The sequence below is a fragment of the Streptomyces sp. NBC_00454 genome, from assembly GCF_041434015.1.
In the GTDB taxonomy this organism is placed as follows: Bacteria; Actinomycetota; Actinomycetes; order Streptomycetales; family Streptomycetaceae; genus Streptomyces.
This window is the reverse complement of record NZ_CP107907.1, coordinates 7,680,517-7,696,612: the sequence shown is the minus strand read 5'-3', so window position 1 is coordinate 7,696,612 and position 16,096 is coordinate 7,680,517. Positions and strand designations below refer to the sequence as shown.

General features: G+C 70.6%; 7 protein-coding genes and 1 pseudogene. 5 read left to right on the top strand and 3 right to left on the bottom strand.

Annotated elements, in window-relative coordinates:
* Positions 1 to 71: 71 nt before the first annotated feature.
* On the bottom strand, positions 72 to 1,067 hold the full coding sequence (locus OHU74_RS35100) for an ABC transporter substrate-binding protein (protein ID WP_371614129.1): 996 nt from the start codon (positions 1,065 to 1,067) through the stop codon (positions 72 to 74).
* A 520-nt stretch (positions 1,068 to 1,587) separates the two neighbouring features.
* Between OHU74_RS35100 and araB the strand changes: the two genes are divergently transcribed.
* Both araB and araA read left to right on the top strand, forming a co-directional pair.
* A complete protein-coding gene (gene araB, locus OHU74_RS35095) occupies positions 1,588 to 3,282 on the top strand; it encodes a ribulokinase (RefSeq protein WP_371614130.1) in 1,695 nt (564 codons plus the stop codon).
* 82 nt (positions 3,283 to 3,364) lie between these two features.
* Entirely contained in the window at positions 3,365 to 4,876 is a 1,512-nt protein-coding gene (gene araA / locus OHU74_RS35090) for an L-arabinose isomerase (RefSeq protein ID WP_371614131.1), read from the top strand.
* A gap of 156 nt (positions 4,877 to 5,032) precedes the next feature.
* On the opposite strand, the gene OHU74_RS35085 is transcribed toward araA, so the two are convergent.
* Complete coding sequence (locus tag OHU74_RS35085) at positions 5,033 to 7,960, bottom strand: glycoside hydrolase family 48 protein (protein WP_371614132.1); 2,928 nt, start codon at positions 7,958 to 7,960, stop codon at positions 5,033 to 5,035.
* A gap of 258 nt (positions 7,961 to 8,218) precedes the next feature.
* Here OHU74_RS35085 and OHU74_RS35080 point away from each other — a divergent pair.
* Positions 8,219 to 9,180: pseudogene (locus OHU74_RS35080) on the top strand (glycoside hydrolase family 1 protein); the annotation flags it as partial.
* Positions 9,181 to 9,392: 212 nt separating this feature from the next.
* The gene (locus OHU74_RS35075) at positions 9,393 to 11,804 is read left to right on the top strand and encodes a SpoIIE family protein phosphatase (protein WP_371619527.1); all 2,412 of its coding nucleotides are present in this window, start codon (positions 9,393 to 9,395) and stop codon (positions 11,802 to 11,804) included.
* A 63-nt stretch (positions 11,805 to 11,867) separates the two neighbouring features.
* Here OHU74_RS35075 and OHU74_RS35070 read toward each other — a convergent pair whose 3' ends face one another.
* Positions 11,868 to 13,352 (bottom strand): RICIN domain-containing protein, encoded by a 1,485-nt coding sequence (locus OHU74_RS35070; protein WP_371614133.1) that lies wholly within the window; start codon positions 13,350 to 13,352, stop codon positions 11,868 to 11,870.
* Positions 13,353 to 14,100: 748 nt separating this feature from the next.
* Between OHU74_RS35070 and OHU74_RS35065 the strand changes: the two genes are divergently transcribed.
* Positions 14,101 to 16,086 carry a beta-galactosidase gene (locus OHU74_RS35065; RefSeq protein WP_371614134.1) on the top strand — a complete coding sequence of 662 codons (1,986 nt, stop codon included), beginning with the start codon at positions 14,101 to 14,103 and terminating at the stop codon, positions 16,084 to 16,086.
* The last annotated feature ends 10 nt before the right edge of the window (positions 16,087 to 16,096 follow it).

Genomic DNA, 16,096 nt, shown 5'->3' with positions numbered 1-16,096 from the left:
GGTGGAGCGGGCTGCCGACTGTGGAGGAGGCGCCGAAACCGGGCCTCCTCCCGCACCGGAACCCTGCTGCGTCAGTAGCTCCGGGACGGCAGCGCGGCCGCGGCCTTGTCCTGCGGGAAGACACCCTCCTGGGTCTCGATGCGAGGCGGCACGCTCTCACCCGCCGCGACCTTCTTGGTCAGCTCCATCAGCTGGTCACCGAGCATCGGGTTGCACTCCACCACGACGTTGATCTTGCCCTCGGTCATCGCGACGAAGGCGTCCTTGATCCCGTCCACCGAGATCACCTTGATGTCCGTACCGGGCTTCTTGCCGGACTCCTCGATGGCCTGGATGGCACCGAGGGCCATGTCGTCGTTGTGGGCGTAGAGGACGTCGATGTCCTTCTGGGACTTCAGGAACGCCTGCATGACCTCCTTGCCCTTGGCGCGGGTGAAGTCGCCCGTCTGCGAGGCGACGATCTTGAACTTGCCGTCGGCGTGAATGGCGTCGGCGAAGCCGGCCTTGCGGTCGTTGGCGGGTGCGGAGCCCGTGGTGCCCTGGAGCTCGACGATGTTGACCGGGCCCTGCTCGTTCGCATAAGCGGCGGTCAGCCACTCGCCCGCGGACTTGCCCTCCTTGACGAAGTCCGAGCCCAGGAAGGTCTTGTAGAGGGAGGTGTCCTTGGTGTCCACGGCGCGGTCGGTGAGGATGACCGGGATGCCCGCGTCCTTGGCCTCCTTCAGCACCGTGTCCCAGCCGGACTCCACGACCGGCGAGAAGGCGATGACGTCGACCTTCTGCTGGATGAAGTTGCGGATCGCCTTGATCTGGTTCTCCTGCTTCTGCTGCGCGTCGGAGAACTTGAGGGTGATCCCGGCCTTCTTCGCCGCCTCCTGGACGGACTTGGTGTTGGCGGTGCGCCAACCGCTCTCGGCGCCGACTTGGGCGAAGCCGAGCGTGATCGTCTTGCCGGCTCCCGCCTTGGCCTCCGAGGGGGAGCTGGAGGCGGGGCTGCTGGTCGAGCAGGCGGTCAACGAGGAGGAGAGAAGGGCGGCGGTGAGGACGAGAACTGCTCTGCGAGCCATGTCGGGGTCCTTTCAGGGTGTACGGGAAGAGGCGCCGCACGGCCGGGGCCGGGCTTTGCCCGCCAGGAGTCCCAGCAGTGCCGCGGTGCACGACGGCCGTGACGACCGGCGTCCGGGTAGGCAGGAGAGGGACCCCCTTGAGAGGGGGGCACCGTGGCATTGTGAGCGCTAACAAGCCAGGTTCTCAACCCCCTTGCGCACGTTACCTCCCCGTTACCGCCTCGGACGCGGCGACGAGGCGGGCCTCAATCCGTTCCCGAGGCCATCGGCCCCACCACCCGGATCGAAGGCGCAACCCGCCTCACATCGACGGCAGATCGACCCGGGCCGCCGTATACGGAGGCCACGGCGCCGGTGGAGCTCAAACCTGATCCGTGCAGACCCCTTGCCTATCGACATTGTTAGCGCTCACAATGCATTGCATTGGACCACCCGGCCGACCGCCACTCTCGCGGGCGGCAAAGCCGCCCGCCGGGCCGCCCGCCGCCTGCCGCCCACGGCTCCTTCGAAAGGCACTCCGTTGACCTCACCCCGTCCCCTCGCGCCCACCCCGTATTCCGAGGAATCGGAGCAGTACACGGTCGGCGTCGACTTCGGCACGCTGTCGGGCCGCGCCGTGGTGGTGCGGGTTCGCGACGGTCAGGAGCTGGCCGCGGCGGTCCACGTCTACCGGCACGGCGTCATCGACCGCTATCTGCCGCACGGCGGTGCTCCGCTGCCTCCGGACTGGGCCCTGCAACACCCCCAGGACTGGCGGGACGTACTGCTTCACGCCGTCCCGCAGGCCGTGGCGGCGGCCGGGATCGATCCCGCCGCGGTGATCGGCATCGCCACCGACTTCACCGCCTGCACCGTCCTGCCCACGCTGGCCGACGGGACCCCCCTCGCCGAGACGGAGCTCGCCGGACGGCCGCACGCGTGGCCCAAGCTGTGGAAGCACCACTCCGCCCAGTCGCATGCCGACCGCATCAACGAACTCGCCCACGCCCGCGGGGAGAAGTGGATCGCCCGCTACGGCGGCAAGATCTCCGCCGAGTGGCAGTTCGCGAAGGCCCTCCAGGTCCTGGAGGAGGATCCGCTCGTCTACGACACCTGCGCGCGGTGGATCGAGGCCGCCGACTGGATCGTGTGGCAGCTCACCGGAACCGAGTCCCGCAACGCCTGCACGGCCGGGTACAAGGGCATCCACCAGGACGGCGCCTACCCGAGCGAGGAGTACCTCGCCGAGCTGAACCCCCGGTTCGCCGACTTCGCGCGCACCCGCCTCGAATTCCCCCTCTCCGCGCTGGGCTCACGAGTGGGCTCGCTCAGTACCGAGGCGGCAGCGTGGACGGGGCTGCGTCCCGGCATAGCCGTGGCCGCGGGCAACGTCGACGCCCATGTGACCGCGGCGGCGGCCCAGGCCGTCGAGGACGGCCAGCTGCTCGCCATCATGGGCACCTCCACCTGCCACGTCGTGAACGCCCCCGTCCTCGCCGACGTCCCCGGCATCTGCGGTGTCGTCGCCGGCGGGATCGTCGAGGGGACCTACGGCTACGAGGCCGGCCAGAGCGCGGTCGGCGACATCTTCGCCTGGGTACTGGACCAAGGCGTCCCCTCGGACTACCTCACCGAGGCCGCCGACCGCGGCGAGGACCTGCACACCCTGCTGACCCGCAAGGCCGCAGGCCAGCCGGTCGGCGGACACGGACTGGTCGCCCTCGACTGGCTGAACGGCAACCGTTCGGTCCTCGTCGACCACCACCTCTCCGGAGTCATCGTGGGCCTCACCCTCGCGACCCGCCCCGAGGACGTCTACCGCGCGCTGCTCGAAGCCACCGCGTTCGGCACCCGCGTCATCGTCGAGGCCCTGGAGACCGGCGGCGTACCGGTGTACGAGTTCATCGTCGCCGGCGGACTGGCCAAGAACGAACTGCTGATGCAGATCTACTCCGACGTGCTGCGCCGCCCCGTCTCGCTCGCCGCGTCCGACCAGGGCCCCGCCCTCGGGTCGGCCATCCACGCCGCCGTGGCCGCCGGCGCGCACGCGGACGTGCGCACGGCCACCGCCGCCATGGGCCGCCGACTGCCCGCCTTCTACACGCCCGACGCCTCCCGGGCCGACGCCTACGACGCCCTCTTCGCCGAATACCGGCTCCTGCACGACCACTTCGCCGTCGGCGGCCTGCTGCACCGGCTGAGGAGCATCCGCGACACGACCCACACCGGGGGCTGACCCCGCCCCGCTGTCCGCAACCACTTCCCCACCCGCCCGCCGCCCTCACCCTCGTAGCGGGACGTCACCTTCAGGAGTCCATGTGCCCAGCCCTACATCTCCCGCCCAGGAAATCTGGTTCCTCACGGGCAGCCAAGGCCTGTACGGGGAGGAGACCCTGAAGCAGGTCGCCGAACAGTCGCAGCAGATCGCCACCACCCTGGCCGAAGCCTCCGGCATTCCCGCACGTGTCGTGTGGAAGCCGGTACTGACCGACGCCGACGCCATCCGCCGGACATGCCTCGACGCGAACGCCGACGACCGGTGCATCGGGCTCATCGCCTGGATGCACACCTTCTCGCCGGCCAAGATGTGGATCGCCGGACTGGACGCGCTGCGCAAGCCGTTGCTGCACCTGCACACCCAGTCGAACGTGGCCCTGCCCTGGGACACCATCGACATGGACTTCATGAACCTCAACCAAGCCGCCCACGGGGACCGCGAGTTCGGGCACATCCAGGCCCGTCTCGGCGTCCCGCGCAAGACCGTGGCCGGCCACGTCAGCGATCCGGTCACGACCGCACGCGTCGCGATCTGGGCGCGGGCGGCCGCCGCGCGGTCCGAACTGGCCACCCTCAAGGTCGCCCGCTTCGGCGACAACATGCGCGACGTGGCCGTCACCGAGGGCGACAAGGTCGAGGCCCAGCTGCGCTTCGGCGTCTCCGTCAACACCTACGGCGTCAACGACCTGGTGGAGGTCGTCGACAGCGCGGACGAGAGCGAGGTGGCCTCCCTCGTCGAGGAGTACGCGGACCTGTACCACCTGGCGCCGGAACTGCGACCGGGCGGCGAACGGCACGACTCGCTGCGTTACGCGGCCCGCATCGAAGCCGGCCTGCGCACCTTCCTCGAAACGGGCGGCTTCGGGGCCTTCACCACCAACTTCGAGGACCTGGGCGGACTGCGCCAGCTGCCCGGCCTCGCGGTCCAGCGGCTCATGGCCCAGGGCTACGGCTTCGGCGGAGAGGGCGACTGGAAGACCTCCACCCTGCTGCGCGCCCTCAAGGTGGCCGCCACCGGTCTCCCGGGCGGCACCTCCTTCATGGAGGACTACACCTATGACATGACTCCCGGCAACGAGCTCATCCTCGGCGCGCACATGCTGGAAGTCTGCCCCACCATCGCGACCGCCAGGCCCAGCGTTGAGATCCACCCCCTCGGCATCGGCGGGCGGGAGGACCCGGTGCGCCTGGTGTTCGACGCGGCCCCCGGCCCGGCCGTGGTGGTCGGGCTCGCCGACCTCGGCGACCGCTTCCGCCTGATCGCCAATGACATCGACGTGGTGGCACCCCCTCACCCGCTGCCCGCCCTGCCCGTCGCCCGCGCGGTCTGGCGGCCCCGCCCCGACCTGCGGACCTCCACCGAATCCTGGCTGACGGCCGGAGGACCGCACCACACCGTCCTCAGCACCGCCCTCACCTCCGACCACCTCGACGACCTGGCCGAGATGCTCCGCGTGGAACTCGCGCTCATCGACGAGACCACCACACCGAAGCAGTTCCGGCGCGATCTCCGCTGGAACCAGGCGTACCACCGGCTCGCCCTGGGCCTGTGACCCGCTCGAAGCCCGGCGCGTCCCCCCGTCACGGACATCGACGCGGCCCGGGCTTCCGGGAGAGCGTGTGACGGGTGGACGCGTAGAGGCCGGGCAGGCCCTGAGGGCCTGCCCGGCCTCGTCGTACGCGGAGCCGTCTCCGGGCGGGGCGCTCTGTTATTCGAGCAGCTGCGCGTACGAGCCCATGGCCAGGGCGATGTCCGCCTGGGCCCAGAACCGGTGGTAGGTGAAGACGGGCGCGGCGCCGCCCGCGAGGTAGGCCTCGACCTTCGGCCAGGCCGGGTCGTTCTTGTAGAAGCCGCGGATCGAGGCGAAGGTGGACGAGGAATTCACCGAGTCGCCGTTCGGCATCTTTCCGGTCCACGTGCTGGGCACGTACACCGGATCGTTGAAGCGCTTGTAGTCGGTCCGGGTCTCCTGGACGGAGAGGCCCAGCGGGTCCTGGTGGTGGGCCCACATGCCGTCGAGCAGGGCCTTGGCCACCCGCTTGGCCTCGGCGTTCCCGGACTTGGCGGCGTAGTAGGTCAGGGTCTTGGCGTACGCGGCGGCCACACCCACGTCGTCGGTGTAGTCGGCGACGGTGACGTGCAGGCCCGCGTTGGCGCCGGGAGCCGACGCGTTCCAGGTGTCGGGGGCGCCGGACCACTTGAGGGTGGAGGGGATCCGGTAGGTTCCGTCGGGGTTGATCGTGGTCTTCGACAGGGCCCAGCCGACCCACTTGTCGAGCACGGCCTTGGCGCCCGCGTCGCCCGTCTGCTCGTAGAGCTCGGCGACCCGCTCCATGGACCAGGCCTGGAAGCCGAACCACTGGTTTGACGGCGGGTCCTGGTAGACCGGCTTCTCGTCGTAGAACAGGCCGTGGAAGGTGGGGGTCCCGGCCGGGGGCTGTGCGTAGCGCCCCTGCCAGCTGTTGGTCGCGCCGCCCGCGATGGCGCCCTCGTCGGACTGGAGCCAGCGGTAGAACTCCAGCTGCCGGTCGAGGCTGGTCGCCCAGTCCGTGGCGCCGGTCGGTGACTTGGGCTTCAACGGGGCGTACTCGCTGAGCGCGTAGGCGGCGAGGGGGTTCTGGTATCCGCTGTGTGCGTGGCTGGAGCCGATCCGCCAGGACCAGCCGGCTGCGGTGTCGGTGGCGCCGCCCCAGGCGTAGTACCAGGACATCAGGTAGTGCGCGCTGTCCTTGCCGGTGCCGGCGGGGCAGACGGTCGGGCCGACGCAGTTCCCGGCCTTCTTGAAGTACTTGTCGAACATGGAGTACCGCAGGTAGTCGCCCATCTTGGCCGCCTTGGAGACGGTCGCGGTGACCTGCGTTCCCTTGCCTTGTTCCTTCGCCCAGACATCGGCCCAGTAGGCGGCCTGGATGGCGCGCGCGTCGGCGTCCGGTGCATCGGTGAACTTCCACTGCTTGGCGTAGGAGGCGTCCCCGGTGAAGAGGTCGAGGTAGCCGTTCTTGCCGCCGTAGGTGAAGTTGTCGCAGGTGGGGTGCGGAACGGTCTCCCAGACCGATTCCTCGGGTCCGCGCTGGAAGGTGTTGATGTACGAGGGCCCGGTCGCGGTCGGTCCGGCGGAGCACTTTCCGGGCTCGTTGCCGTAGCCGTAGACGTTGTTGACGTCCTGGAGCCAGTGCATGCCGTAGATGTCGTCCGTGCCGTACGCGCTCTTCAGCTCACCGGCGATCGGGTCCGCGCCGGCGGCGACTCCCCCGTCGAGCTTGGCCGGGTACTGCGAGGGGAGGTCCTGCTCGGGTGCGTAGGTGGCCGGCTTGGAGGCGTTGTAGGAGCCGGTCGTCGGCTGGTCGGCGTGGGTGGGGATCATGAACTTCTCCATGGTCTCCCACGCACCGTTGAACTTGGTCCAGTCCCCGGTGATCTTCCCGTACATCGCCTGCAGCCAGATCAGATAGCTGTACGCCTCCGAGGTCGTCTCGTGCCCCTGGTCCGGGGCCTCCACGATCAGCGTCTCGACGGAGTGGTACGGGACTCCCTCGGGCGAGAAGTAGCCGTTGGCCGGGTTGGTGATCTTCCCGTAGAGGTCGAGGAAGCGGGCGTCGTACGTGGAGTCGGCGGCCAGCTCGGCGACCGTCACGTCGGCCTTCGCGTGGCCGGGGGCGGTCACGGTGAAGACGGCGGATCCGCTGCCGGTGGTTCCTGCGGTGACCGTCACCTTCTGGGCGGTGTTCCAGTTCGCCGGGGTGAACGTGAGCGTGGCGGGTGCCGCCGAGAGGTCCGTGTTGCCCGAGGTGCGGGCCACGGCCACCGTGACGTTCGCGGCCGGCTGCTTGGAGAGCTTCAGGTCGAAGGTGCCCGTCTCCCCGCGGCGTACGGAGAGCTGCGCGGGGGTGGCGACGAGCGCGGGGCCCGCGGCGACGGATATGCCGACGGGGGCGGACTCGGCGGAGGCCCCGAGGCTGTCGTAGGCCTTGGCGTAGAGGGAGTGGGAACCGGCTGCGAGGCCGGTGGCATCCAGGGTGAAGGGCGCCGTGGTGTCCGTGCCCAGGAGCGTGGTGTCGCTGTAGAACTCGACCTTGCCCACGGTGGCGCCGTCGGCCGCGGCGGCGGTGGCGGCCAGCGGGACGGGAGTTCCCGCCGTGTAGACGGCACCCGCGGTGGGGCTGGTCAGGACGGCGACCGGGGGCTGATGGGCTCCGGTGCACGGGGTGCCGTTGACGGCGAAGGAGGTGGGGGCGGCGTTGGTCCCGCTGTAGCTGAACTGGGCGCCGGCGGTGACGGCCGCGCCGGCGGCGACGGTCTTGCTCCAGTCCGGGGCCGCGACGCGGACGCTCTTCCCGGACTGGGTCCAGGTGCCGTTCCAGCCGTTGGTCAGCTGCTGGTTTCCGGAGTAGTCGTAGGTGAGGGTCCAGCCGTCGAGTGCGGTCGCGGACCGGTTGGTGAGGGTGAGTTCGGTGGTGAAGCCCGAACCCCAGTCGTTGTTGATCTTGTAGTCGACGCTGCACTGCACCGCTGCTGCCGCGGCGGTGGTGGCGCCGACGGCCGTGAGGCCCAGGGGGAGGGAGAGGGCCACGGCCGTGGCGGACGCGGTCAGCAGTTTGCGTCGTCCGTGGAATCCGGGTGGGGGATGTGACGACATGCGGATGGTTCTCCTCGCGGCTCGGGGAGACGGGATGGGAGGAGCGGGCTGCGCACAAGCTCTGAACCAGTGGGAGCGCTCCCACTGTGCAGACGCGCCGCGACGGCGTCAAGCCGTGTGAAGAGTCGAAAGCAATCTGCGAGGAATTTACTCAACTCCTCTTTTGCTTGGCGGTACTTGGCGCTACGGTCTGGCCCCAACCAGTGGGAGCGGTTCCATCAGTCGGTGCGCCGTCAGGGCGCACCTCGCTGCAAGGACGACGCCCTCGGAGACCGGGTGAAGCACTGGATCACCCTCAACGAGCCCTGGTGCAGCGCGTTCCTCGGCTACGCCTCCGGCGTCCACGCCCCCGGCCGTACGAACCCGGTCGCCGCCCTGCGCGCCGCCCATCACCTCAACCTCGGCCACGGCCTCGCCGTCCAGGCCCTGCGGGCGGTGCTGCCCGGGGACGGCCAGGTCGCCGTCTCCCTCAACCTCCACGAGGTGCGGCCCCTGACCCCCTCGGCCGACGACCGGGAGACGGCCCGGCGCATCGACGCCGTCGGCAACCGGATCTGGCTCGGACCGATGCTGGAAGGCGCCTACCCCGAGGACCTCCTCGCTGACACCGCGCACCTGACCGACTGGTCCTTCGTCCGGGACGGCGACACCGCCACGGCGCACCAGCCCCTGGACCTGCTCGCCGTGAACTACTACACGCCGACGGTCGTCTCACACGCGGCGGAGGGCGGAGCGGTGCCGCAGGACGACGGGCACGGCAACAGCGAGCACTCGCCCTGGCCGGGAGCGCAGGGCGTGGCCTTCCACCGGGCGCCGGGCGAACTACGGCGATGGACTGGCCGGTCGACGCCGGCGCCCTGTACGACCTGCTGACCCGGACCGCCGCCCGGTATCCCGGGCTGCCCCTCGTGGTCAGCGAGAACGGGGCGGCGTACGAGGACGAGATCGGCCCCGACGGCACGGTCCACGACCCGGAGCGCGCCGCCCACGTCCACGCCCACCTCGACGCGGTGCACCGGGCGATCACGGACGGGGCGGACGTGCGCGGCTACTTCCTCTGGTCCCTGCTCGACAACTTCGAGTGGTCCTACGGCTACGCCAAACGGTTCGGCGCCATCCACGTCGACTACGACACCCTGGAGCGCACACCCGAATCGAGCGCTCACCGGTACTCCCGCGTGGCCCGGACAGGTGAGCTGCGCGCTCCCGGCGAGGCGTAGCCCACGGCCGCCGCGGCCCGCCCCACCGGCAACTCTGGTGCGGCGGGCCGCTCGGTGGGCTCAGCTCCGCCCGGACGGTGACCTGCTGTTCCGCATCCGATGCGGAACGCGACCAGACGGCACGCCGGCCGGAGCGGACCTAGGCTGGAAGCAGCCGCTGGAGACTGGTCCTGGCGAGCACCGCTGTCCGGACGGAGGCGTGGCGCGTGGAGATGGCTGCCGAGCAGGATGCCCCGACCGCCACCGTCGTGGTCGACCCGGACGGCATGGTGAGCGGCTGGAGCGAGGGCGGGCGGCTGCTACTGGGCTGGACGGCGGAGGAGACCGTGGGGCGGCCCGTGACCGATCTGATCGCCGGTCGCCCACCCGGCTTCCCCGAGCACCACGGCATCGGCTCCGGCCTCACCGGAGTCGTCCCGCTGCGCCACAGGGACGGTTCCACGGTGGACGCCGTGCTGACGGCCCATCCGCTGCGCGGCGCGGACGGCCGTGCGCTGGGCCACGTGGTGACCGCCCAGCCTTGGGGACGCCGCCCGGTGATCGCCGACCGGGCCTTCGAGCAGTGCCCCTTCGCTCTGGGCGTCTACGACCCCGAGCTGAGGTTCTTGTGGGTCAACGCCTCCGCGTGCCGGGTGATGGCGCACTCCGAGGAGCAGGTGCTCGGTGAGAAGTACCGCGAGCTGTTCCCCGAACTGGACGACATGGCCTACACCGACCGGCTCTCCGAGGTGGCGAGGACGGGCGAGCCCGCACGTCTCATCACCGTCTTCCGTCCGCTCGGCAGCAACTACGCCAACGCCTGGGCCACCAGCATGTGGCCCGTCCGAGATGCCGAGGGCAGGGTCCGCGCGGTCGCCAATTGGGGATTCGACATGAGCGCCGAGTACTGGGCCCGGCAACGCCTGCTCCTCCTCAACAAGGCCAGCGGCGGCATCGGCCGGACACTCGACGTGATCGGCACCGCCAGGGAACTGGCCAGGACCCCGGTGCCGGGATTCGCCGACCTCGTCAGCGTCGATCTCTTCGACGAGGTGCTGCGCGGAGAGGAACCGCCTTCCGCGTCCGCGTTCGCCCCCGGTGAGAGCATCGCGCTCAGCCGTGCCGCCCATCACGGCGCGAAGCGGGACACCGCCGGGGAGCCCGGGCCCACGACTCGGGTCAGCCACGCCCCCGGTTCCGTCGCCGCCCGCTGCATGGCCACCGGCAGGTCCACGGTCGAGCTCGCTGCCGAGCCGGGCCAGGGCGGCGAATGGGCCTTCGGCCCCGGGCTCGCCGCCGACCCGGCCCACTGGCCACCGGGCAACCCGGTGATCGACGGGTCCATCGCCGGGGACGGGTTGACCGGCCGGATCACCGTGCCGCTGCGGGCGCGCGGCGCGCTGCTCGGCGTCGTCGCGTTCTCCCGCCGTGACCGGCCCGAGGCCTTCACCGCCGACGACCTGATCCTCGCCGAGGAGCTGACCGCCAAGGCGGCGGTCGCCGTCGACAACGCCCGCCGGTACTCGCGCGAGCGCACCACGGCGCTGACCCTGCAGCGCAGCCTGCTGCCGCAGCGACTGCCGAGCCAGGAGGCGATCGAGGTGGCGTCCCGCTACCTGCCCGCCGGGACCGGCGCGGACGTGGGCGGTGACTGGTTCGACGTCATTCCGCTGTCCGGCGCCCGCGTCGCCCTGGTCGTAGGCGATGTCGTCGGCCACGGCCTGCACGCCTCGGCCAGCATGGGCCGGCTGCGTACGGCGGTCCGCACCCTCGCCGACGTCGACCTGCCGCCGGACGAGTTGCTGACCCACCTGGACGACCTGGTCCTCCACCTGTCCAGCGACCTTCAGCCGGCCGGCCAATCCGAGGCGACCGGCGAGTTCGGGGCAACCTGCCTGTACTCGGTCTACGACCCGGTCTCCCGCCGCTTCACAATGGCGAGCGCCGGCCATCCACTGCCGCTGATCATCTCTCCGGACGGCACCAGGCCCCCGGTACACGCACAGCCGGGACCGCCGCTCGGCATCGGTGGGCTGCCTTTCGAGGCCACCGAGCTCGAACTGGCCGAGGGCAGCCTGCTCGCCCTCTACACCGACGGGCTGGTGGCGAGCCGCGAGCGGGACGTCGACCAGGGGATCGCCGAGCTGCAGCGGGTCCTCGACCACAGGGCCACCTCAATGGAGGCCCTGTGCGACACGGTGATGGACGCCATGCTCCCCGAACGCCGCACCGACGACACCGCCCTGCTGCTCGCCCGCACTCACGCGCTGGACCCCCACCACGTCGCCGACTGGGACGTCGAGCCCGACCCCTCGCAGGTGCCGCGCGTCAGGAAGTTCGCCGTCGAGCAGGTGGACGCCTGGGGTCTGGAGGAGGCCTCATTCGTCACCGAACTGGTCGTCAGCGAGCTGGTCACCAACGCCATCAGATACGGCGAGCCGCCGATCAGGCTGCGGCTGATTCGCGATGCTTCGCTGATCTGCGAGGTCTCCGACGCGAGCAACACCGCTCCGCACCTCCGCCGGGCCCGCACCTTCGACGAGGGTGGCCGGGGCCTGCTGCTCGTCGCCCAGCTCACCCAGGGCTGGGGCACCCGGCAGACCACCAGCGGCAAGACGATCTGGTGCGCGCAGGCCCTCCACTGAGGAGGGCCTGCGGATCAGGCCGGGCTCGCAGGTATTCGTGGTGCTCTTCGCCGGTCGGCGCCGTCACCAGCCTGTCGGGAGTCCGGCGATGAACGAGGTGAGCCGGTCGGCGATGAGCCGGTCGTCGTGGGCCGAGTAGTGCCAGTCGCAGCCGAGGAAGTCCAGGCCCGAGTCGTCCAGGGCCCAGTAGCGGACCCCACTGTCGCCGGCGTCGTTGCGCGCCTTGACCACCTGCTGGACATGGCCGGCGTACTGGCCGGCGCCGACTGCCACGATGGTCGTCCCGGTCCCGTAGCCCGTACGCAGCTTCTGGAGGAAGGCTCCGTAGGCGCTGCGATAGCCGGCCGCGAGGCTCTCGGGCGTCCACGGCTCACCGGGGTTGACGGCGGTCGAGAAGTCGTTGGTGCCGAGGTTGACCACCACGAGCTGAGGGCGCCAGGTGCCCGGGTTCTGCCAGACGTCGCCGGACACACTCAACAGGGCGCGGTCGTAGAAGGTCCGGTACGTGACGTCCGAGCGGCCGCCGTTGGAGTTGCGCACCATGCCGAGGCCCGAATAGCCGTTGATCTGGTAGTCGGCATTCAGTTGCCGGGCGGTGAGGGCGCCGTAGCTCACATCGGAGTTGGTGCTCCGCCTGACCTGGTCCCAGGTGCAGGTGCGGGAGGTCGAGAGGTTGCCGTAGCCCACCGTGAGGGAGTCTCCGATGAACTCGATCTGACGGCCGCGGGCCGCAGGTTTGCTCAGTACGGCGCCGCCGGGCGCGGCCAGGAAGCCCCCGAAGGTACTGGTGTTCCCCGGGCTGTCGTTGCGCTTGACCAGCCGGACGCCGTGCTCACGGTCCTGCAGCCCGTTGATCCAGTGCGTGGTGTTGCCGGGCGCAACGAGCGTGGCGACGGTGGCTCCGTCGACCTGGACGTCGTAATCGGCCGCCGAGTCGCCCAGCACGATCCCCACGCCGGTGCCCCTGACGCGGCCCTCGAAGTACACACCGGGCCAGCCGTACTGCACCGTGTTCCCGGCGTCCTTGACCCGCCCGGCGGTGTGCACCTGCGCCAGCACTCCCGACGCGCGGACCAGTTGCCACTGCTGGTTGGCTCCGCCCCAGTCGGTGAACTGCACGACTTTCGCGCCGTCCGCGGTGGAGGCGTTCTGGACCTCTACGGCCTTGCCGCTGTTGCGGTTGATCAACCGGGTGTAACCGTCCAGGGAATCCGCCAGTCGGAACTGCTGGTTGACGCCGCCCGCATCGCTCCACTGCACGATGTCCGCATGGTCGTCGGTGGAGAAGCCGTAGACGTCCAGCACCTTGCCCGAGTGCTGCGCCTTCAGCCGGTAGTAGCCTCCACCCGAGTCGACGAACTGGAACAGCTGATTGGCCCCGTCATGACGGGCCCACTGCGACAAGGCCGCCCCGTCGGCGGTACTCCCTCCCGACACGTCGAGCGCCTTGCCGCTGCCACGGTTGACCAGCACGTACCACGCGCTCGTATCCACGCTCGCCGCCTGCGCCGTCCCGACAGCAGCGAGTCCGGTGAAAAGCCCCGCCATTAAGCCGGTCACCACGGCGAGCACCCCCGCACGCCTCCCGCGTCCCTGCCATGGGGCCTTCCACGGAGCCCTCCATGCCGTGAGCATGCCCTTCATCGGTCTCTCCTCTTCCTCCGGGTGCGGCTGTCGTCCGCCGGGGCCATTGCCCCGAGACAGGGGCAGCCGCGCTGAAGTGGATTCCGGGCGGATGCCGGACGTCCGTCCACCGGGCAGGCCCGTCTCACGGCCCGCCGTCGCGCCTGCACTGTTTTCTGAACCGCGTCATGTCCCGGTACGTGGAACCGGAGACGGGCGGGGGGGAAGCCACCCTGCCAGGCGGTGTCGCCTGGGCCGGCGCACCGCCACCCTGGCGGGCAGAAGCGCCGACGCCAGGGAGCTGTCGCAGGACAGTAGGCATGCGGAATACCTCCGTCAATAGTTCCCCCAAGATTGCCGCCAACGGATCGGCTCGCCGCCCGGCTGAGGTTGTTACCCGGCGCGTGTCGTACGGCTCAGGGCGCAGAACGAAATGCGATCGAAGCGCTTCGACGTCCTCACCAGCTCGGACGGGCCGCCAACGGGCCAGTAGAAGCCACTCTTGAGCCCGAGGCCCTTGTTTCCTACGAAACTTGTCCGTTACTTTTTGTCGCCTGAGGTGAAGCGCTTCGACAGCGCCGCCACAGGAAGGCCGTCGCCGAGCGCTGCCCCCACATCGACTCTGATGCTCCGTCAGAGCGCGACTCGACTTCTCCGTACCCGAGGAACCGTCATGACGACTCGCAGCATCACCGATCGCCTGGGTGGCCTGGCCTTCGGCGGGGACTACAACCCCGAGCAGTGGGACGAGCCGGTCTGGAAGGAGGACGACGAACTCATGAGCCGGGCCAGGGTCAACCTGGCCACGGTGGGCGTCTTCTCGTGGGCCCTGCTCGAACCGGAGGAAGGGCGCTACGACTTCACCTGGCTCGACGCCCACATCGACCGCCTGCACGCGAACGGCGTGGCCGTCGACCTGGCCACCCCGACCGCCTCCCCGCCCCCGTGGTTCACCCTGGCCCACCCCGACGCGCTGCCGGTCCGGGCCGACGGCACCCGCCTCGTCCACGGCAGCCGCGACACCTATTGCCTCGCCTCCCCCGCCTACCGCAGCGCGGCCCGCCGGATCGCCTCCGCGCTCGCCGAGCGGTACGGCGACCACCCCGCCCTCGCGCTGTGGCACGTGCACAACGAGTACGGCACGCTCTGCTGGTGCGACCACGCGGCCGCCGCGTTCCGGGTGTGGCTGCGAGCCCGCCACGGCTCGCTGGACGCCCTCAACGAAGCCTGGGGAACGGCCTTTTGGAGCCAGCGCTACACCTCCTGGGAGCAGGTGCTGCCGCCGCGCGCGACCCAGTACCACAAGAACCCCGGCCAGACGCTGGACTTCCACCGCTTCTGGGGCGACGAGATCATCTCCGCGTACCGCGAACAGCGCGACGCGATCCGCGCGCACAGCGACCGCCCGGTGACGACGAACCTGATGCTGCCCTACTACCTGAGGCTCAACCTGTGGGCCTTCGCCCGTGAACTCGACGTCGTCACCTCCGACCAGTACCCGTCCGAGCCGGGCCTGGACGCCTGCGCCCACGTCGCCTTCTACGCCGACCGCTCCCGCTCCTTGGCCGGAGGCCGTCCGTGGCTGCTGATGGAACAGGGCACCAGCACCCTCTACGACGGCGACCAGGTGCTCGGCAAGGAGCCCGGCGAGATCCTGCGCCACAGCCTCGGCCACATCGCGCGCGGTTCGGAGGGGGCCCTCTTCTTCCAGTGGCGCCAGTCCCGGGCCGGTGCCGAGACCTGGCACTCGGCGATGCTTCCGCACGCGGGGCCCGACAGCCGCATCTTCCGCGAGGTCACCCGCACCGGCGAGGCGGTCGCGCGGCTCGGGGAGCTGGCGGGATCCACGGTCACCGCGCAGGTCGCCGTACTCGACGACCCGGACGCCATGTGGGCACTGGAGGTGGACGGCCTGCCCTCCGCCCGGCTCGACTACCACGCGCCGCTCGCCGGGGCACACCGGGCGCTGTGGGACGCGGGCGTCACGGCCGACTTCGCCCATCCGGAGCACGAATTGAGCGGCTACCGGCTGGTCATCGCCCCGTCCTTGTTCCTGCTGTCCGACAAGGGCGCCGAGAACCTGCGCCGTTACGTCGAGGGCGGCGGCACGCTCCTCGTCCAGCACGCGAGCGGATTCGTCGACGACCGCATGCACGCCCGGCTGGGCGGCTATCCGGCGGGCCCGCTGCGCGAGGCACTGGGCATCCGCGTCGAGGAGCACCGGCCGCTGCGGACGGATGAACGCATCGCCCTGTCGGACGGGTCGCACGGCACGCTCTGGAGCGAGTCCCTGCGCACGGAGGGCGCGGAGGCGCTCGCCGCCTACACCCACGGCATGCTCACGGGCAGCCCGGCCCTGACCCGGCACCGCTCCGGCAGCGGACAGGGCTGGTACCTCTCCACCCGCCTGGACGACGCGGACTACGCGGCCCTGGTCGGCCGCCTGCTGAAGGAGGCCGGTGTCGAGCCGGAGGCGCCGGGCCTGCCGGCCGGTGTCGAAGCCGTCACCCGGCACGCACCCGACGGCCGCCGCTGGCAGGTCCTGCTCAACCACACCTCCGAAACCGTGCCCCTGCCGGAACCGGCGCACGACCTGCTCACCGATGCCCTCGTGCACGAGCTGCCGCCCGGCGGTTGCGCGGTTCTGCGCGGGCACTGACCTCGATGGG